Raw genomic sequence first — 18,372 nt, 5'->3', positions numbered from 1 at the left:
TGACGGCCAGCCCTCCGGTATACCGCAGGCCGGCCGGCCCCGACCACGCGGTTTCCCACGCCGAGCACGGGCCCCGCCGCCCCGCCGCCCCATCGCCGCTCCGCTGCTCCGCCCCATCGCCGCTCCGCCGCCCGTCGCCGTCTCGCCGGCTGGGGCGCGCCGCTCAACGCCCGGTGTGCGCCCGCCGGTAGGCGCCCGGCGGCATCCCGACGGTGCGCCGGAAGGCGGTGCTGAAGGCACCGGGCGAGGCGTAGCCGAGCTGGCCGGCGAGCGCGTCGACGGTGGTGTCCGTGTGGCGCAGCGCGTGCTCGGCCAACACCACCCGCCAGCGGTGGAGATAGCCGAACGGGGTGCACCCGCCGGTCCGCCGGAAGCGGTCGGCGAACGTGGTCCGCGACATCGCGGCCGCCCGCGCCAGCTGCGCCAACCGCCAGGACCGCCCCGGCTGTTCGTGGATGAGCCGGACCGCCGGCCGCAGCCGCTCGTCCGCCAGCAGCCGGAGCCAGCCGGGCGGCAGCGCGGCCCCCGCGACGAGCGCCCGCACCGCCTCCAACAGGACCAGCCGCGCGTACTGTTCGGCCGCGAACCGGGAGCCGGGGCCGCCGTCGACGAACTCCGCCAGCAGCAGCCCCAACACCGAACGCAGCCGGTGCGCCCCCGGGGCCGAGCCGGGCAGCCGGCTCAGCGGGGGCAGCGCGGCACGCAGCAGCTCCCGGCCGGCGACGCCCAGCCCCAGGTGACCGCCGACCACGACATCGCCCGCGCCGTCCGGTGCCGACCCCTGGCCCGACCAGCCGGTCGGCGGGGCGATCTCGCGCGGCGCCCGCCGACCCGCGCCGCCGCGCAGGGTGAGCCAGGAACGCCCGCTCAGCAACGCCACGTCGCCAGCCCCCAGCCGCGCCGAGAGCCCGCCGTCCGTGGCCAGTCGGGCGCTGCCCCGCAGCACCGCGACGACCTTCAGCTCGCCGCCGACCGCGCCGCCGGAGACCCAGGGCACGTCGGACACGAAACCGCCGGACAGCACACCGACCGGCTGAAGGTGGCGCAGCACGCCCGACAACTCGTCCTCGGACAGCGAGCCCGGCCCGCCCTCGTTCACCATCCCAGCGCGGCCCCGTCCCGGTGGAAGCCGCCGCGCGGGCCGTCCGGCGGCAGCGTGGCGGCCCAGACCACGCCGGGAGCGCTCGCCGCGGCCGGTCGCGCGCCCCGCGCCGCCGCCCCGGGCACGGTCGCCGTCACATCCGGGCAGACCGCGTTGACCAGCACCGGGGTGTCGGCGAGCGCGGCGGCCAGCGCCGAAGTCAGCGCGTTGACCGCGGCCTTGCCGATCGCGTGGCCGGGGAACGCGCCCCCGGAGACAGCCAGCCCGTAGCGGCCGTCGGCGTGCGAGCCCGCCCCCGAGCTGACGTTGACCACCCGCGGCCCGGGGGAGCGCCGCAGCAGCGGCAGCGCGCTGATCGTCATCCGCCAGGTGCCGAACAGGTCGACCTCCAGCACCCGGGCGGCCGCGGCCAGGTCGGCTTCGACCACGTCGTTGTCCCAGTCCGGCGGCGCCGCCGCGTTGTTGACCAGCACGTCGAGCCGGCCCCTGGTCTCCTCGACCACGCGCAGGGCCGCGTCCACCGACCGCTGGTCGGTGAGGTCGAGCGGCGCGGGCAACACACTGACCCCGGGCAGCCCGCGGGTCGCCGCCACCGCCTCGTCCGGCCTCCGCGAGCCGACCAGGACCTCGACCCCCCGGGCGGCGAGTTGCCCGGCCACCGCCCGCCCGAGCCCCCGCGCCCCGCCCGTCACCAGCGCCACCGTCCCCGCGCCGGCCGGCAACGCGCTCGTCGGGACCACCGGTATCCGTTGCTGTTCTCCCGTCATGCCCCCAGCATGCGGACGTGGCCGGCGGGCCGCCATCCCGCCCGGTCCGGGATTCCTCCGCCACCGTCCGGCCGCTCCCAACGCGACCTCGGCCACCGCCCGTTGGCGGTCCGATCGAGACCGAGGGCCGCCGCTCGGCGTACTCTGGAGGATCCACCGCGTTCGACGGCTCACCGAGCGTGGCTCTCCTCCGACGCGCAGGCTGGAGATCCTCGATGGGTTCCTCTTCCTTACCGCCGCCACCGCCGCCCTCACCGCCGCCGCCCCCGTCCCCACCGCCGTCGCCGCCACCGCCCGACGAGCCGTCGATCCGGGACGTGTTGGCCGACCGGTACCTCCCCGAGGGGCGGGGCGCCTCCCGGCGCACCCGGCGCGGCGCCCTGGCCATCACCGTCTCCCTGGGGCTCCTCACCGCGCTGTGCGGTCTCGTGGCGAGCTTCTGGTTCGACCTGTGGAGCACCGAATCCCGGCTCGGCACCGAACTGGACGCCCAGCGGCGGCTGGACCGGGCACGGGCCCCCTTCACCCACGCCATCACCTACGACACCGCGGTGCCCAACGAGTACCGGGTGGTGCTGGACCGGCTGCTCACCGAGGAGGAACAGGCCACCCTGCGGGCCACCCCCTACCAGGAGGTCTGGGCGTACCTCCGCTCCCGGGGCGGTCGGCTGATCCGCTACCCGACGGACGGGTCCCAGCCGCCGTACCCGACGGCGGACGGCCGGGCCGTCGCCACCACCTTCACCATGACGCTGCTGTCGGAACGCGCCACGCAACTGAGCATCGTGGACATGACCCCGGTGAACGTCTCGTGTCAGGCGCCCACCGCGCGGACGGTCGTGGACATACCGCCCCAGGGGGAGGGGACCTATCCGGGGGTGGTCGTCGACCTGGCGGCGTCCGACCCCACGCTGTACATCGCCGACGGCGGGCCGGACCACGGAGAGCCGTACTTCGGGCACCGGCGCATCGACATCGGTGGCGGACTGGAACCGGGCGGCCTCCGGGTCGAGAGCCTGGTGCACGACCAGTCCTGCGCCTGGGAGCTGCGGGCCGAGTACCGCGAAGCGGACGGCTCCACGGCCGAGGTCACCCTGCGCGACGGCGACCGACCGTTCTTCGCCGAGGCCGTCCCCGACCGGCCCGAACACTACTGGCTGGCGAGCCCGGTCATCGCCGAGATCCCGTACGACGAGGCCGCGCCGAACTTCCGCCCCTGCCACGAGATGTGGGACAACCCGTCCTGCGCCTTCTGGTCCAGCGGCGAGCCGTAGTACCGGCTGTCCCGGCTCAGCGCTCGGGGGACCAGCGGCGGATCAGCTCGTGCTGCGCCAGGTCCTTGAAGTAGCGGTGCCGGGACCAGGCGTCGAGGTCGCCGATGACGATCAGGCGGCGGCGGGCGCGGGTGACGGCCACGTTGAGCAGGTTTGGCTTCTGGGCTGCCCAGTCGCGCGACCTCACCTGACCGGCGCCGGTGCCCAGCACCAGGATCACGATGTCGGCCTCCTTGCCCTGCGTGGTGTGCACCGTGCCGTAGCGCTGGGTGCCGAGCCTGCCGCTCACCACCCGGCCGAGGCCGTGGACGACGTCCCGGAACGGGCTGACCACGAAGACGGATTCGTCCAGCCGGCGCCGGCCCTCGTCGGCCGCGCCGCCGGCCGCCGCGACGTCGGGCAACGCCTCGCCACCGAGCAGGCGCTCCTGACGGATCGCCTCGTCAACGCGGCCGCGGATCCGGTCGATGGTGGTCTCCAGGGCCCTGCCCTCCGCGGGATTCCACTTCTCCTCGCCCGGCAGCGCGGGAACGTCCCACCACACGCTGTCCAACTCCAGCGGGAAGTCGTCCTGTTCCCGGACGACCCCGTAGACCATCATCCCGTCGTAGGCGATCTTGTTGCTGATCTCGAACATCAGCCGATCGCAACGCCGGTGCACACGCAGCGGCGAGCCGAGCCAGATGTCCTCGCCCTCCTGGTCCGTCAGCCAGGTGCCGTACGGGTTGAGGCGGTCGGCCAGCGTCTGCACCGAGCCGGCCGCCGGGGCCCACTGACGGTCCACCGAGAAGTGGCCGGCCAGGCGCCGCTGGCCGGTCCACGGGAGGGTGGTCACCGGCTCAAGCTGCAACGGGTCGCCGACCACCACGGCGCGGCGGGCCCGCCACAGCGCGCCGACCACCGCCTGCGGCGCGGCCTGACCGGCCTCATCGACGAACAGCCAACCCAGGGACTCGCCGCCCAGCTGGGCGAACATGCGAGCGACCGACGCGAAGGTCGTCGAGACCACGGGGACCACCATGAAAAGCAACTGCCAGGCAGCCAGCACCGTTTCGGCGTCCAGGTCCGGCGGCGCCTGGTCCTTGACCACCTCCATGACGGCCCGCAGGTTGGTGCGCATCCGCTCGGGCGCGGTGGCCAGCAGCGCGCGGTGCAGATCCAGGGCTGCGAGGAAGAGCTCCGAGCGCGCCTCGGCGAACGCGGCGTCCATCCAGGGCGCTGACCGCTCGCGCGTCTCCATGGCCACCCGGTCATCGAGGGGCGCCCGCCATTCGGCCCCCGGAACCCGGTCGCCCCACCGCTCCCTGGCCGCGTCCAGTCGGCGTTCGTCCGCCGCCCGCTCGCTGCGCCGGCGGGCCACTTGCTGGCCGGCCTCGGCGGCGGTGGCGACCTGCCGCTCGCGTGCCTGAGCGCACACGGCCAGCCGGTCCGCCGCGCGCCTGATCGCCCCCAGCGCCTGGTCCAGCCGCCCCTGCGCGGTGCGCAGGGTGGCTTGCTGTGCGGCTCGCGCGGCTTCGAGCTCGGCGAGGCGGAGGTCAGCTGCCGTGACCTCGGCCCGGAGCGGACGGCTCTCCACCTCCCAGCGCCGCGTACGCTCGCGCTGGAAGACTCGCACCCACAGCCGGGGTCGGTCCGCCTGGTGGGCGTGCAGTGACGCCTCCGCCACCCGCACGTCCTCCTCGCCGGCGCGGACCGCGGCCTCAGCCAAGTCCAGCCGTGTCCGCTCGGCGGACATCGCGTCCCGGCGCCGGGCGTGCTCCGCCCGGGCGGCGGCAAGTGCGCCTTCGGCGCGGCGCTGCTCCTGTTCCAGGAGACGCAGCGTGTCCTGGGCGCCGGACTCCTCGGACAGCAGCTCGTCCAGCAGGGCGTCAGGGCCGGCGAGCCGGGTCAGCAGGTCCGCGACCTCCTGCCGCTCCGCGGCCAGTTCGCCCACCCGGTCGCGGGCCTGGGTGAAGCGCCGGACGGCCTGCGCCCAGGTCTCCCGCCCCAACGGCGCCGCGTGGTCCGCCTCCTGGCTGGCGTTCGGGGGGCGCTGTGCTCCGTCAGCTAGGTGCTGGGCCTGCAACTGGAGCATCTTCTGCAGCCCCAGCCGGGGGCGCTCCTCGTGTGTCACCGGCGTTGGCCGGCCTCTGCCTTTGGCCTCCTCGCCCCACCAGAAGCGTTGGACGAAGTCGGAACGGTTGCTCCGCCGCCCCAGGCGGGCGGCGATCGCACCCCACGCGTCCTCCTCCAGCGCCAGGCTGGCGGGGCCGGCGAGGTAGTCGGCGCGCCCCTGCCACGCCGCGCCGATCGCCCGTGCCCCCGGGACCTCCAGGGTGACGTTCTCCACCGCGCCGTTGTTGGACGAGGCGATGACGATCTCGAAGCCGGTGAGTTCGGGGATCAGCGGATGAATGGTGCGGGGGTAGGTCTTGCCTGCGGTCTCCTCCGTGCGCCAGGTGCGCGGCTTGCGGACGAAGGCGTCCTCCGGCCGCTGCAACACCGCCAGCCGCTCGGCCCGCTGGACGACCACGGCTGCGATGAGGTCCCGCAGCATGGTCGTCTTGCCCGTGCCGGGCGGCCCGTTGACCGCGTAGATCCCGCGGCCGTCGTCCGGCCCGAGACCGGCCAGGACGCGGTTGACCGCGAACTGCTGGCTGAGGACCAAAGGCTTGTCGGCATCGGCCGGCCAGCGGCCCGGCGGCGTGCTCGCCGGCTGCACGTTCTCGCGCACGACCTCGGGCAGCCGCCGAACATCGAGGCGATCCATACCGTCCAGATCCGCCCCGGCGCGCAGATAGTCCACCAGGGCGGTGCCGGCCTGCCCGGCCTCGACCACCCCGGCGACGCGTTCCAGGTCGTCCGCGTAGAAGCTGTTGAGGAAGCCGTCGCCACCCGCCTCGTCCGCGTGCTTGGCCGCGACCTGGTAGCTCCTGACCTGAATCCTCGTCGGCTGGAGAACCTCGGCGACGCCCAACTGCTCGGCCACCCACCGGGTGACGGCCGAGAGGTCGTGCCCGTCCAGGACCTTCGTGCCCACCTCGGGCGGCGGCCCCGCGGGCTCCGCCTCGTCCCGCTCCGTTCTTCCTTCCTCCGCTGTTCCCTCTGATTCCTCCGCGTCAGGACCGTCCCGGCCCTGGCCGGCCGCCACCCCGTCCCGGGGGCGGTCGGTCAACCGGGCGGCGGCGGCGTCGATCAGGTCGCCGCCGACCTCGTCGACCACCTTCGCGGCGACCGCTCCGGCCAGCGGACCGAGCCCGGCACCGACCGCACCGGCCGCCGCGTCCAGGCCGCCCTTCGCCGCGCTGACCACGAGGCGGGACGTCAGCCCCGCGACCCGGCCGAGTCCCGACGGTGACGACCCGGAGTCGGCAGCGGGTTCGCGATCGACCTCGATCCGCCCGTCGCCGAGCTCCAGCAGCCGTTGCAGCAGTAGCGTGCTGTCCCTGTCGAACGTGGTCAGCCACTGGTCGCTGTGCGGTCCGGGGTGCAGCGTCTGCCCGACCGCCCACGCGCACGAGGACAGCGTGACGCTCTCCTTGATCAGCAGCCCGTCCTGGTTCACGCTGAAGCAGAGCACCGCGCTGTCGCCGCCGATCCGGCCGTCCAGGTCCTGTTCCGAGTCGGGCGCGCGGAACGCTTCGAGGAGGACGTCGCGCACTTTGTCGACCGCGAAGATCCCGGCGTAGACCGTGTGCTGCCACACCCGATCCGGCCGGGTCCGCATCCGACTGACAGCGGACCCGGGCTCCCAGGGCAACGGTTGCCCCGGTCCCACCGGGAAGACGTTTTTGCGCGGATTGGCCCGATCGACCTTCGGCGGTGAGAAGTACTCCACGGCCCGCCAGTACCGCAGGATTTGTGCCTGCCGCTGCCGCTCGGCCCTCGACTGTCGGACGGACCCCATCCGCCCCCCTTGTGATCGTCGATCCCCGGGCACCGTAGCAGAGGGCAACTCCCTGTACGCGCCTACGGGCCACCGCTCACTCGCGGCCGCTGCGGGCTGCCACTCCGACGAACGCGTTCACGCTCATTCAAGCCAGCGGCGGGCCCGCCGGGTCCCGTGGGGGGCGCGGATCGCACCGAGGTGTCGGTACGGAGCCGATCCTGCGCAGCGCCACGACAATAACCCCGCTTCGGCCTCCGCGGCGATCTTCTGGGGGAGGTATCGATCCTCGTTCTCACCCTGGCAGGCGACGATCGCGCGGGTCACCAGAGGGGCGGACCGGGCCCAGGTGTACTGGCGCAGGTTGCCCGGCTCGGGGAGAAGCGGATCTCTTCGGATCTGTCCTGTAGGTGTGAGCGGTGCGGCCGGATCGCTCGCGGATCTGGATCGGGCACGAGTCGGTGGCCCGCTCTCTCTGCCTGCTCCAGTCCTCGACTACGTCCCCAGCACGTCGAACCGAAGGCTGTCGGTGAGTTCGTCGCCGAACTGCCGCGGGGCCGGGCCCATTCCACTGACCCGGCGGTCACTCGATGCCGAGGGCGCCGAGCGCGTTCTCCGGTGCCGACCACACCGCCTGCCCAGCCGGTCCTTTGACCGCCCGGGGATCGCGACCGAGGGACTGCCCGGCGATCGGCCGGCCAGGTTCGGGGAAGCCCAGTCACCGGTAGGCGAGCTGGTTGTCGCAGCGGCCAGCCACGGACACCGAGCCCCGGCCCGGTGTACTGCTCGACGGTCCGCAGCGCTCGATGGACTCGATCTGCCCGGTCAGGACCGGCTGTTCGAACCCAGCTGGTAGATGGCGGTGCCTCCACCGTGATGGAGGAGCGCGGGCCGGGGGGTGCGGTCGCGCACGAGGAGCTGCCAGGTGCCGGCTGGCAACAGCGAACGACGATGTCGAGTCTGATCCAGATCTGAATGACTCCGATGCGTCGGACAGATGAGTCTCGGACCGCAACGCGGTATCCCACGCTCCCTCCTGCGTATCAAGTAGCCGCCCGGGCGCTGCGGTGCAGTGCTACGGTGCCGGCATGAAGGTCATTTACAAGATCACCTATCCGACGGGCAAGATCTATATAGGACAGGACATCACCGATGACCGACTTCGGTACTACGGGAGCCCGTCGAAAAGGCTGTTGGAGCAGGACACCGATCGCGAAGCACTGCGCGATTTCACCATCAGGAAGGAGATCCTGTGGGAATCCGAAACAGCTGAGAAGGCTGAAGTCAACCAGCGGGAGAAGGAGTTCATCCTCCAGTTCCGATCGAATGACCCTGCTGTTGGGTACAACCAACTTCCCAAGTTTCGCGGACCTCAGTGAATCTCTTTCGGCAACGTGGCGACTGCACTGCGAGGTGGCGGCGGTGGCGCTCAGCGAAACCTGAGGCTCCACGTGCCTTCCAGCATCACCTGTGGATCACCGACCGTTCGCCACTCACGAGTGAGTCGTCGGTGGCCGACGCCCGATGCCGACCAATCTGTGTGAGCTGACCGCTGGCGTCACGTGGGTGCCGTCGTAGGTGCAGCCGTAAATGACTCCAAGGAGCAGAGCCAGAAGGCCTATGAAGCTCGCGGTCATGGTGAGGACGAACAGGATGGGCGTCAGAGACATGGGCGAGCCGTGGGTTCCAAAGGCGACGTATACGCATCCCGCCACCAGTGCTAAGCCAACCATTGCCAGTACGAGCCATAGGCGCCGTATCAACGCGGTGCGTTTGGCACTGTAGATGCGTAGACGGATCCGTGCGCTGCACTGCCCACAGTGTATGTACTCCTGCCTGCTCCCTTCATCGGGCCGACGAAGGAGGATGGGGTAGGTCGCGTAGCTGTGGATGATTGTGGCGTTCGGAAATCCGGGTTTGGTCCGAATATCGACAAGATGCGCTAGCCGATCTGACGGGTACTCGCCAATACCGCGCAACTGCATCTCCGCCCGTCGAGTGTGGAACCAGTTTATGAGCTGCGGGCCGGACCAGCCTCCGGGGCAGAGCTGTGCATCCACACACCTGACGCCAGATCGTTGTCCTCGGCCCAAAACGGCCCGCCTACGGGCACGCACCGCAACTATCGTAGGCGAGGAAGACCTCGGTGGGTCATGTAGCGGGGACGAAGCGTCAGCCGCGCGCCGGCTGTGCTCCCGGCCGCGACGATGCTCAGGCCGATCACCGAGCGTCCGGCAGGTACGGACCACGGCTGAGGGTCGGTGTCGAGCGCGGGCCAGCAACTCGTTCCCTCGTTGTCGAGGAGGGCCTTGTGACCGGGGCGGGTGTCCACGATCAGGATCCGTCCGTCCGCCACGGCGTTCCCCTCGGCCGGGGTGCTGCCGAAGTGCTCCCCGGCGGGGCTGGTGAGGGCGAAGGAACGCAGGGGCCCGCGGATCTTCCAGTGGGGCCAGGAGACGGTGTCTCCGGGGTTCACGACGGGGACCTGGGTGTCCAGGACGCCGCCACTGAGTCGGAAGGTAGAGCGGCTTGGCGGGGGCGAGGAAGGGGAGTGCCACTCGGCCACCCGAAGGTCTTCCGAGCAGAAGTGCCAGCGCCGAACGGGCCGGGTTGTTCGGCGCTCGGCTGACGGCGCAAGATCATCACCCGCGTTGGTCACGCTGCTGGTCACACGCGGCCCTGAGAGCCCCTGACCGAGGAGAAACCGCAGGTCAGGCCTGGGGAAGTATGGTGTCCGAGGGGGGACTTGAACCCCCACGCCCTTAAACGGGCACTAGCACCTCAAGCTAGCGCGTCTGCCATTCCGCCACCCGGACGGGGTGTGTGCGGCCCATGGCCGCAGCGACGGGTCAACCATATCAAGGTTCCCGGGGTGCTCCGTCGCGTCGAGGGAGCGGCGGCCCAGGGCCGCCGCTCCTGGTGGGTGGGGGTGCGGTGACCACCAGAAAGGTTTCTCCTCGGGGGGTCACGTGGGCCGCGCCCGTTCGGCGCCGCCGCCGGCTAGTTGGCACGCGGGGTGACGCCGCCCGCGGTGGCGCCCAGGGCCTTCAGCCAGGACGGCCCGCTCAGCAGCTCCAGCAGTAACAACAGGCGGCTCAGCGGCTCCCAGCGGGGCGTCGCGGACGCGCTCTCGACCGGCTCGTCGGCCGCCATCAACGCCCAGACGGCCTTGCCGTGCCGGTCCGGGGTGGTCCAGCCCCAGTCGCGGGCCAGGCCCTCCAGGACCTGGAGGCCGCGGCCCGACTCCTGGCAGGGGCTCGGGGTGCCGACCAGCGGGATCTCCTGCCCGGGGTCGAACACCGCGCACAGCACCGAGCGTTCGCAGTGCACCAGGCTCAGCAGCAGCGGCTGGTCCGTGCTGGCCGGCGGCAGTGGGCGCGGCCCCGAAGTGTGCGGCAGGCCGTAGCGCAGCGCGTTGGTCACCAGCTCGGAGACGACCACCAGGGTGTCCCCGACCAGCTCGTCCAGCTCCCAGTCGACCAGGGTGGCGCGGGTCAGGGAGCGCGCGGATCTGGGCGCGCCCGGCTCGCCGGCCAGGGGGAACGTCGCGAAGCCCGCCACCTCCGCGGTCGTGGCACGACGCCCGACAGCGGCGAGGGGCGCCATCGAGGCGTAGGGGAGAGCTGACATGACCGACCTCCGCGGGGTGTCCAACATGACCCAGGCGGTGACTCCGCAGAGTCTATCCTGGGGCACTCAGAGTATCGCTGCAAGTACATCTGAAAGAACGAACGCAAGTACAGCTGCAAGAACAGATGCAAGAACAGCGGGAGTTGGGGCAGTATCACTGCTGACACCCGCGTCACCCCACGGCGCGGGGTACGAGCCGACCCTAGGAGTGCGGATGCCGGAGTTCGTGAACGGTGTGTCAGCTACCCGGATCCCCGGCGCGAGTTGGCGGAAGAGCGCGCGCAGCAATCCGAACGGGAACTGTGTCGAGGTGGCCGGGCTTCCCGACGGCGGCGTCGCGGTGCGCAACTCGCGGGACCCGGAGGGCCCGGCGCTGATCTACACCAGGGCCGAGATGACCGCCTTCGTGCAGGGCGCCAGGGACGGGGACTTCGACGATCTGATCGACTGACCGCCCCCACCCCGTCGGTCCACCCCCACCCCCTGAGCGGAGCCGGTCACCGTGTGACGTGCTGGACGTCACCCTCGGTGCGGTCGGCGCGACTGTACGCCTCGTCCGAACAGTGCAACACTTGAGCGCTAATTCAACAGCTCAGGGGAACTCACATGACGTCAGCGCAGCCAGGACCCACCTCCTCGGTGAGGGATCTGCTGACTCACCCGAGGGGTGGGCCGACGGTCCTGCGGATCGTGCTGGGCACCCACCTGCGCCGGCTGCGGGAGTCCCGCGGCATCAGCAGGGAGGCGGCGGGTGACGCGATCCGTGGCTCGCACGCCAAGATAAGTCGGCTGGAGCTGGGCCGCGTCGGCGCCAAGGAGCGCGACATCGCCGACCTGTTGACGCTCTACGGCGTCACGGACGCGGCCCAGCGTGACCAGTTCCTGGCCCTGGCCCGGCAGGCGAGCACGCCGGGCTGGTGGCAGAAGTACAGTGACGTGCTGCCCAGTTGGTTCGAGACGCTGATCGGGCTTGAGGAGGCGGCCTCGCTCATCAGGACCTACGAGGTCCAGTTCGTGCCGGGGCTGCTCCAGACCGCCGACTACGCCAGGGCCTGTGTCCGGCTGGGCAACCCCCGGGCCACCGACCGGCAGGTGGAGCGCCGCCTGGAGTTGCGGTTGGAGCGCCAGAAGCTGCTGCTGCGGGACGGCGCGCCCCGGCTGTGGGCGGTCGTGGACGAGGCCGCGCTCACCCGGCCGATGGGCGGTCCGGCGGCCATGCGCCGGCAGATCCGGCACCTGCGGGAAATGGCTGAACGGCCCAACGTCACGCTGCAGATCGCGCCGTTCCGGCTGGGCGGGCTGGCCGCCGCTGGCGGCCCCGTCACCATCCTGCGCTTCCTGGAGCCGGATCTGCCGGACATCGTCTACCTGGAGCAGCTCAACAGCGCGCTCTACCTGGACAAGCGCGAGGACGTCGAGGACTACCTCGCGGTGATGGACAGCCTGTGCGCGACCGCCGAGCCGCACGGCCGGACCCCGGGCACCCTGGACCAGGTGATGCGGGCCCTGGACGCGGCCGCGGACGCGGGCTGACCGACACGGCGACGGGCCGGGAGAAGTTTCTCCCGGCCCGCCGTGTGCGCAGCCGCCCCCGGGGCGGCGGGGCGGTTCAGCGCTTGCGCGCGACGCCGCCGAACTCGATCCACTCCTCGGTCTGCTGCTTCGGCCCCAGGTCGGTGTCCGGCCGCCAGGCGCTGATCTCGCCCAGGCCCGGGTCGAGGATCTCCAGCCCCTCGAAGAAGGCGCGGACATCGGCCTGTTGCCGCACCCGGCCCCAGTTGCCCTGGGTGGACTCGTTCATGAAGGTGCTGATCGAATCCCGCAGCTCGGCGTCGTCGCTGACCAGCTGGTTCATCACCAGGAAGCTGCCCGGGGCCAGGCGCGCGGTCACCCGGCGGATCAGGTCGCCCGGGTCGTCCTCGTCCGGGATGCAGTGCAGCACGGACACGAAGAGCGCCGCCACCGGCTCGTTCGGGTCGATCAGCCGCTGGACCTCGGGGTGCCCGAAGATGCCCTCGGTGTCCCGGAAGTCGGCCTGGATGACCGCCGTGTTGGCGTTGGTCTCCAGGATCGCCCGGCCGTGCGCCAGCACGATCGGGTCGTTGTCGATGTAGATGACCCGGGCGTCCGGGTCGCTGCGCTGCGCGATCTGGTGGACGTTGTCCTGGGTGGGCAGCCCTGAGCCGTGGTCGATGAACTGCCGGATGCCGTACTCCTCGGAGAGCACCCGCACCGCGCGTTGCAGGAACCGGCGGTTGTTGACGGCCAGCGGGCGCGTGCTCGGCGCGTGCCGCTCCAGCTCGTCGAACGCGTCGCGGTCCACGGCGTAGTTGTCCTTGCCGCCCAACGCGTAGTCGTATATGCGTGCGACGCTGGGCACGCTGACGTCCACCTCGCGGGTGGCGCCGCCCTCGGCTCCGGCCATGCCGACCTCTCTCTCCTGGAACTGCTCGACAGGGCCGCATCCTCGCACGCCAGAGGGGAGTTGACGGCTGATCAGGGGGTTCGGCGGGCACAGCTGTCCGAATGTCATCCGTCGCCGCGCCCGGCCGACCCGCCAGCCGGCTCCGGTGGGCCACCGGGGCCGGGGGCAGCCCGCCCCCGACCCCGCCCCACCCCTCGGGCCGGTCACCACATCAGGGCGTCTTCCAGGGAGGTCTGCCAGTAGGTGACGGCCGCCGCGCCGTCCACGTACAGCTCGCCGTCCGGCAGCGGCAGGTCCACCGGCCCGCCGACCGAGCCCTCGTCCTCGCCGCCGGTGAAGTACAGGGTGAGGGAGGACGTGGTCCAGCCCTCCCCGCCCTCGGCGGACGAGGTGATGATGCCGGCGTACGCGGACTCGCCCGGGTTGAGCGTGGCGACGGCGTGCGGGACGCTCTCCTGGACGCGCGGCAGCGGGGCCTGCGCGTCGTCGATGCCGATGGCCGGCGCGGAGTAGGCGTTGCACGCCTCGTCGCCGGTGTTGGTGACGGTGAGCAGCAGGTGGTTGATCGGGCGCTCGACGGGGGAGAGGGTCACCTCGGTGTTGGAGTCGGTGCACGGCTCGCTGACGGGGGTCTCCCCGTCTTCCCCGGCGCCGCCCTCAAGGGTGCCCTGGCCGGGCTCCACGCCGGTCTCCTCACCCGCCTCGTCGCCGTCGCCCCCCGTGGTGCCGCCGGTGTCGGCGCTGTCGTCGGTGCCCGCGTCGTCCTGTTCGGCCGGGGTCTCCTGCCCCGTCTGCTCCTCGCCGCCGCCCGAGCTGGCCACCTCGTCCTCGCAGGCGGTGAGGGAGAGGGCGGCCAGCGCGGCGGCGGTGGCGAGGAGGACGCGGGAGCGGCGGAGCGGGGATGCGTTCATGGCGTGCTGCTTTCTGGTGTGGGTCGCGAGCTGGTTTGGTGTGCGGTCCGCGGCGGGGCGCTGACCGACGACCACAAGCTATGGCGGGTTCCGTCCCATTCGGCCGTACCACCAACCAGGATGAGAGAGTGGGACGTTCGAGCCCCCGGTGACCTGGGAGAATGGCGGGCGCATCGAATGCCCGGCCGGGGCGGGAAACGAGGGAAGAGATGGGCGCGGACGTGGAGATCGCCGACCTGGCGGCGCTGCTTGAGGAGTTGAAGGGCCGTTCCGGACTGAGTTACGGCGTGCTCGCCAAGCGACTGCACCTGAGCCCTTCGACGTTGCACCGCTACTGCAAGGGGGGCGGGCTGCCGCCGGAGTTCGCGGTGGTGGAGCGGTTCGCCCGGCTGTGTGGGGCGAAGCCGGACGAGCTGGTCGAGCTGCACCGGCGGTGGATCGCGGCCGACACGGCGCGGGAGCGGGAGCGGGAGGGCCGGGTGCCCGCGCCCGCCGAGCCGCCGACGCCCACGCCGGCGCCCGCCGCCCCGTTGGCCGCCCCAACGACCGCCCCGGCGCCGCCCGTGCCGCCGGCCGCCCGCGCGCCCGCCGGCGTGGCGCCGGCCGCCGCGCCCCCCGCGCCCTGGCCGGCGCCGGCCGGGCCGCCCGGCTGGCGGCGCCGCCGGCCGGTGCTGCTGGCCGGCGCGGTCGCCCTGGCCGTGGTGCTGATCGCCGGTGTCCTGCTCGCCACCCGGGACGACGAGGCGGACGAGGCCGACGGCCCGGCGTCCACCGGCGACGCGCAGGCACCGGCGCCGGTGACGGTGGCGGCCCGGCCGCACGCCTTCGAGGAGCCCTGCGGCAACCGCTACCTGGTCGACTCGGAGCCCCAGTTGGTCCCGCCGCCGCCCGAGGAGCCGGACGCCCCCGGCTGGGCCCGCGCGATGGGCGCCGTCTCGGCCGACCAGCAGTACATCGAGCTGACCATCCAGGGCACCGGCGCGGACCGGGTGGTGCTGCGCGACCTGCACGTGCGGGTCACCAGGAGCGGTGACCCGCTGCCCTGGCCGGTCTACGCCGGGTACGGCGCGTGCGGCGGCGGCCCGGTGGCGACCACCGCCTTCGACATCAACCTGGACGCGGCCACCCCGGAGGCCACCGCCACCGGCGAGCAGCCGGAGCTGCCGCTGTGGGTGGACGCCACCAGTCCGCTGGTCGTGTACATCACCGCGCGGACCGACAGCCGGGACGTCGACTGGCACCTGGAGCTGGACTGGGCCAGCGGCGAGCGGGACGGCGTGCTGCGGATCGACGACGAGGGCCAGCCGTTCCACACCAGCGCGTCCACCGGCCAGGAGGAGTGGGCCTTCCCGCTGGGCGGCACCGACTGGTACGCGACCAGCGGCTGAGCCCCGCTCAGCACGCGCCGCGGGCGCCGGCCGATCGGGACGCCCCGGCGCTCAGCGGTGCCGGTCCAGCCAGTTCAGCAGGTCGGTCTGGACCTCGGCCCGGTTGGTCTCGTTGAGGATCTCGTGCCGGGCCTGGGGGTAGGCCCGCCAGCTCACCTCCCGGGTGCCGTGGTAGCGGAAGTCCTCCAGCAGTTCGTAGACCAGGGTCAGGCCGCTGTGGCAGGGGTCCTGGGCGCCGACCGCGACGTGCACCGGCAGCCCGCGCGGGACGCGGGCCTGCTGCTCGGGCGCGTTGATCTTGCGGACCCCCAGCACCCAGTCCAGCGACAGTCCGGCGCTGAACGCGAACCCGCAGCGCTCGTCCGCGACATAGGCGTCCACCTCGGCCGGGTCCCGGCTGAGCCACTCGAAGCCGGTGCGCCGCGGGAAGGCGTCGTTGAACGAGGCGAACAGCTCGGGCACGAACGAGGAGGGCGCGTCCCGGCCGCCGTGTTCGATCTCCTCCTGGAGGGCGGCGACGGCGGAGGCCGGCTCGCAGCCGGGCAGCGAACGGAAGGTGCCGCTGAGCACCAGCCCCTGGAGCGACTCGCCGTACTCCTGGGCGTAGTCGCGGGCCAGCTGGGAGCCCATGCTGTGGCCGAGCATCACCAGCGGCACCCCCGGATAGGTCTCCCTGGCCCGGTCGCCCACCAGCCGCAGGTCCTCGACGGTGGCCCGCCAGCCGGAGGCGCCGACCGCGCCGTAGCCGCCGGTGTGCGCGGCGGTGGCGCCGTGGCCGCGGTGGTCCGAGGCCAGCACGGCATAGCCGTGCTCGGCGAGTTCGCGGGCGAACCGGTCGTAGCGCAGGGCGTGCTCGGCCGCGCCGTGCACCAGCTGCACCACCGCGTGCGGGCGCCCGCCGTGGGCGGGTGGCCAGCTGTAGGTGGCGACGGGCACCCCGTCCCTGGCGGTGCTGAAGTCGGCGCGCGGGATGGTGCTGGCTGCCTGACCCATCGTTCACTCCTCGGGGCGTGTCGTCGCTCGGCTGTCCTGTGCTCTCTTCCCCGCCGGGCGCGGATCACCGGCCCCGCCGCCCCCATGATGCGAGCGGCCCCGGCCCGCCGGCCATCCGGCGTGCCGGGGCTCGTGAGGGGCGCCGGGGGGCGCCGGGGGTTCGGGCGGCGTGCCGCGAGGCCACCGGGGGCGGGACGGGGGGCGCGGCGCGCGGTCGGTGGCACGCGGAGCGTCACCCGGCCCGGCGCGTTCCGGTCGATACGGTGTCAAAGGCATTGACAGGCGGGGGAGTTGTGACCCGCCGGTAAGTTGACGCGCGTCACTGGCGTGGCCGCAGGTCATTGACATGGGCATGGCCCGGCCTGAAGGCTGGGGTATGCCGCGCGCCCGACCCCAGGGGCGCCGGTTCCGGCAACCCTCGAACGGAGAAGCGTGTTCAGACGATCTGCCCCACACAGTCGCCACCGCAGCGTGGTGTTGGCGGGCGTGACCCTCACCGGCCTGCTCGCCGCCGCCCAGCCCGCGCTCGCCAGCCCAGCCGCCGAGGTGACCGACCCGGTCAACGCCGCCTTCGGCGAGGCCGCCGAGACCTACCAGGTCCCCAGGGAACTGCTGATCGCGGTCGGCTACGGCGAGACGCGCCTGGACGACCACGACGGCGCCCCCAGCCACGCCCGGGGCTACGGCGTGATGCACCTGGTGGACAACCCGACCCACCGCACCCTGGTCACCGCGGCCGGCGAGACCGGCCTCCCGGTCGCCGAACTGCGCTCCGACACGGTGGCGAACATCCACGGTGGCGCGGCGGTTCTACGCGCGTACGCCGACGAGGTCGGGCTCTCCGCCGAGGAGCGGGCCGACCTCGACGCCTGGTACCCGGTGGTGGCCCGCTACGGCGGGGCCGACGCCGACGCCAGCGCCAGGCTCTACGCCGACCACGTCTACGACCTGCTCCGCGACGGCCTGGCGGCCACCGTGGGGGACGGCGAGACGGTCGTCGTCCAGGGCCAGGAAGTGGACCCCGAGCGTGGCGAGTACGCCGAGGCGGACCTCGGGGTGCTCAGCGACGACTACCCGTCGGCCCGCTGGGTGCCGGCCCACACGTCCAACTACTCGGCCGGCCGGACCCAGGCCATCGACACCGTGGTCATCCACGTGACCCAGGGCTCCTACGCCGGCGCGATCAGCTGGTTCCAGAACCCGGCCGCGCAGGTCAGCGCGCACTACACGATCCGCTCCTCGGACGGCGAGATCACCCAGTCGGTGCGGGACCGGGACACGGCCTGGCACGCCAGGTCCGCCAACTCGCACAGCATCGGCATCGAGCACGAGGGCTGGGTGGACGAGCCCTCGTGGTTCACCGACGCCATGTACCGCTCCTCGGCGGCGCTCACCCAGCACCTGGCCGCCGAGCACGGCATCCCGCTGGACCGGCAGCACATCGTCGGTCACGTCGAGGTGCCGGGCAACGACCACACCGACCCCGGTCCGCACTGGGACTGGAACTACTACATGGAGCTGGTGGGCGGCGACCCCGGCGAGCCGGGTGAGCCAGGCGAACCGGGCGCGCCGGAGCTGACCTTCCCCAGCTACAGCACCCTCGCCAACGGCTCCACCGGGCCCCAGGTGTCCGCGCTGCAGTACCTGCTCAACCAGAACGGGCAGAACGCGGGCACGGTGGACGGCCAGTTCGGGCCCAACACCGAGTCCGCGGTACGCGGCTTCCAGAGCGCGAAGGGCCTCGCCGTCGACGGCAAGGTCGGCCCGCGCACCTGGACCGCGCTGCTCTCCGCCGGCTCCACGGACTCGCTGCGGCAGGGCAGCTCCGGCGCCGCGGTCAGCCGGCTCCAGCGGGCGCTCACCGCCGCCCTGGGGCGGACCGTCTCCGCCGACGGCCAGTTCGGCCCGCTCACCGACCAGGCGGTGCGGGAGTACCAGGACTCGCGCGGCCTGGGCGTGGACGGTCAGGTCGGCCCGCTGACCTGGGGCGCCCTCCAGTCCGGCAGGTGAGCGGCGG

General features: G+C 72.7%; 14 protein-coding genes and 1 tRNA gene. 6 read left to right on the top strand and 9 right to left on the bottom strand.

From position 1 onward, the window contains the following. Positions 1 to 163: 163 nt before the first annotated feature. Complete coding sequence (locus RM844_RS25390) at positions 164 to 1,102, bottom strand: AraC family transcriptional regulator (protein ID WP_311669707.1); 939 nt, start codon at positions 1,100 to 1,102, stop codon at positions 164 to 166. Continuing rightward, positions 1,096 to 1,869, bottom strand: a complete 774-nt coding sequence (locus tag RM844_RS25385; RefSeq protein WP_311669706.1) for an SDR family NAD(P)-dependent oxidoreductase — start codon at positions 1,867 to 1,869, stop codon at positions 1,096 to 1,098. The genes RM844_RS25390 and RM844_RS25385 overlap by 7 nt, the downstream gene beginning before the upstream one ends. A 215-nt stretch (positions 1,870 to 2,084) precedes the next feature. On the opposite strand from RM844_RS25385, the gene RM844_RS25380 reads away from it, so the two are divergent. Next, positions 2,085 to 3,143 carry a hypothetical protein gene (locus tag RM844_RS25380; RefSeq protein ID WP_311669705.1) on the top strand — a complete coding sequence of 353 codons (1,059 nt, stop codon included), beginning with the start codon at positions 2,085 to 2,087 and terminating at the stop codon, positions 3,141 to 3,143. 16 nt (positions 3,144 to 3,159) lie between these two features. On the opposite strand, the gene RM844_RS25375 is transcribed toward RM844_RS25380, so the two are convergent. After that, positions 3,160 to 6,849: a DEAD/DEAH box helicase gene (locus tag RM844_RS25375; protein ID WP_311669704.1), complete on the bottom strand. Its 3,690-nt coding sequence runs from the start codon at positions 6,847 to 6,849 to the stop codon at positions 3,160 to 3,162. Positions 6,850 to 8,096: 1,247 nt separating this feature from the next. On the opposite strand from RM844_RS25375, the gene RM844_RS25370 reads away from it, so the two are divergent. Then, on the top strand, positions 8,097 to 8,387 hold the full coding sequence (locus RM844_RS25370; protein WP_311669703.1) for a GIY-YIG nuclease family protein: 291 nt from the start codon (positions 8,097 to 8,099) through the stop codon (positions 8,385 to 8,387). A gap of 743 nt (positions 8,388 to 9,130) precedes the next feature. Here the strand turns inward: RM844_RS25370 and RM844_RS25365 are convergent. The 3 genes from RM844_RS25365 to RM844_RS25355 all read right to left on the bottom strand — a co-directional run bounded on the left by RM844_RS25365 (position 9,131) and on the right by RM844_RS25355 (position 10,638). Beyond that, the gene (locus tag RM844_RS25365) at positions 9,131 to 9,484 is read right to left on the bottom strand and encodes a hypothetical protein (protein WP_311669702.1); all 354 of its coding nucleotides are present in this window, start codon (positions 9,482 to 9,484) and stop codon (positions 9,131 to 9,133) included. A 252-nt stretch (positions 9,485 to 9,736) separates the two neighbouring features. Then, positions 9,737 to 9,824 (bottom strand) — tRNA-Leu (locus RM844_RS25360). A gap of 184 nt (positions 9,825 to 10,008) precedes the next feature. Continuing rightward, the gene (locus tag RM844_RS25355) at positions 10,009 to 10,638 is read right to left on the bottom strand and encodes an ATP-binding protein (protein ID WP_311669701.1); all 630 of its coding nucleotides are present in this window, start codon (positions 10,636 to 10,638) and stop codon (positions 10,009 to 10,011) included. 214 nt (positions 10,639 to 10,852) lie between these two features. On the opposite strand from RM844_RS25355, the gene RM844_RS25350 reads away from it, so the two are divergent. Further along, positions 10,853 to 11,089, top strand: a complete 237-nt coding sequence (locus RM844_RS25350) for a DUF397 domain-containing protein (RefSeq protein WP_311669700.1) — start codon at positions 10,853 to 10,855, stop codon at positions 11,087 to 11,089. 155 nt (positions 11,090 to 11,244) lie between these two features. Next, a complete protein-coding gene (locus RM844_RS25345; protein ID WP_311669699.1) occupies positions 11,245 to 12,171 on the top strand; it encodes a helix-turn-helix domain-containing protein in 927 nt (308 codons plus the stop codon). A 76-nt stretch (positions 12,172 to 12,247) separates the two neighbouring features. On the opposite strand, the gene RM844_RS25340 is transcribed toward RM844_RS25345, so the two are convergent. Next, complete coding sequence (locus RM844_RS25340) at positions 12,248 to 13,063, bottom strand: SAM-dependent methyltransferase (protein ID WP_311669698.1); 816 nt, start codon at positions 13,061 to 13,063, stop codon at positions 12,248 to 12,250. Between the two features lie 203 nt (positions 13,064 to 13,266). Then, positions 13,267 to 13,974, bottom strand: coding sequence for a DUF4232 domain-containing protein (locus tag RM844_RS25335; protein WP_311669697.1), 708 nt, complete (start codon positions 13,972 to 13,974; stop codon positions 13,267 to 13,269). Between the two features lie 209 nt (positions 13,975 to 14,183). Between RM844_RS25335 and RM844_RS25330 the strand changes: the two genes are divergently transcribed. Next, the gene (locus RM844_RS25330) at positions 14,184 to 15,362 is read left to right on the top strand and encodes a helix-turn-helix domain-containing protein (RefSeq protein ID WP_311669696.1); all 1,179 of its coding nucleotides are present in this window, start codon (positions 14,184 to 14,186) and stop codon (positions 15,360 to 15,362) included. A gap of 51 nt (positions 15,363 to 15,413) precedes the next feature. Here RM844_RS25330 and RM844_RS25325 read toward each other — a convergent pair whose 3' ends face one another. Beyond that, positions 15,414 to 16,355 carry an alpha/beta hydrolase gene (locus tag RM844_RS25325; protein WP_311669695.1) on the bottom strand — a complete coding sequence of 314 codons (942 nt, stop codon included), beginning with the start codon at positions 16,353 to 16,355 and terminating at the stop codon, positions 15,414 to 15,416. A 486-nt stretch (positions 16,356 to 16,841) separates the two neighbouring features. On the opposite strand from RM844_RS25325, the gene RM844_RS25320 reads away from it, so the two are divergent. Beyond that, entirely contained in the window at positions 16,842 to 18,365 is a 1,524-nt protein-coding gene (locus tag RM844_RS25320) for a peptidoglycan-binding protein (RefSeq protein WP_311669694.1), read from the top strand. Positions 18,366 to 18,372 lie beyond the last annotated feature (7 nt).

This window comes from Streptomyces chisholmiae (assembly GCF_031845445.1).
In the GTDB taxonomy this organism is placed as follows: Bacteria; Actinomycetota; Actinomycetes; order Streptomycetales; family Streptomycetaceae; genus Streptomyces; species Streptomyces chisholmiae.
The sequence above is the reverse complement of the archived record's forward strand: the minus strand, read 5'-3'. Positions and strand labels throughout refer to the sequence as shown.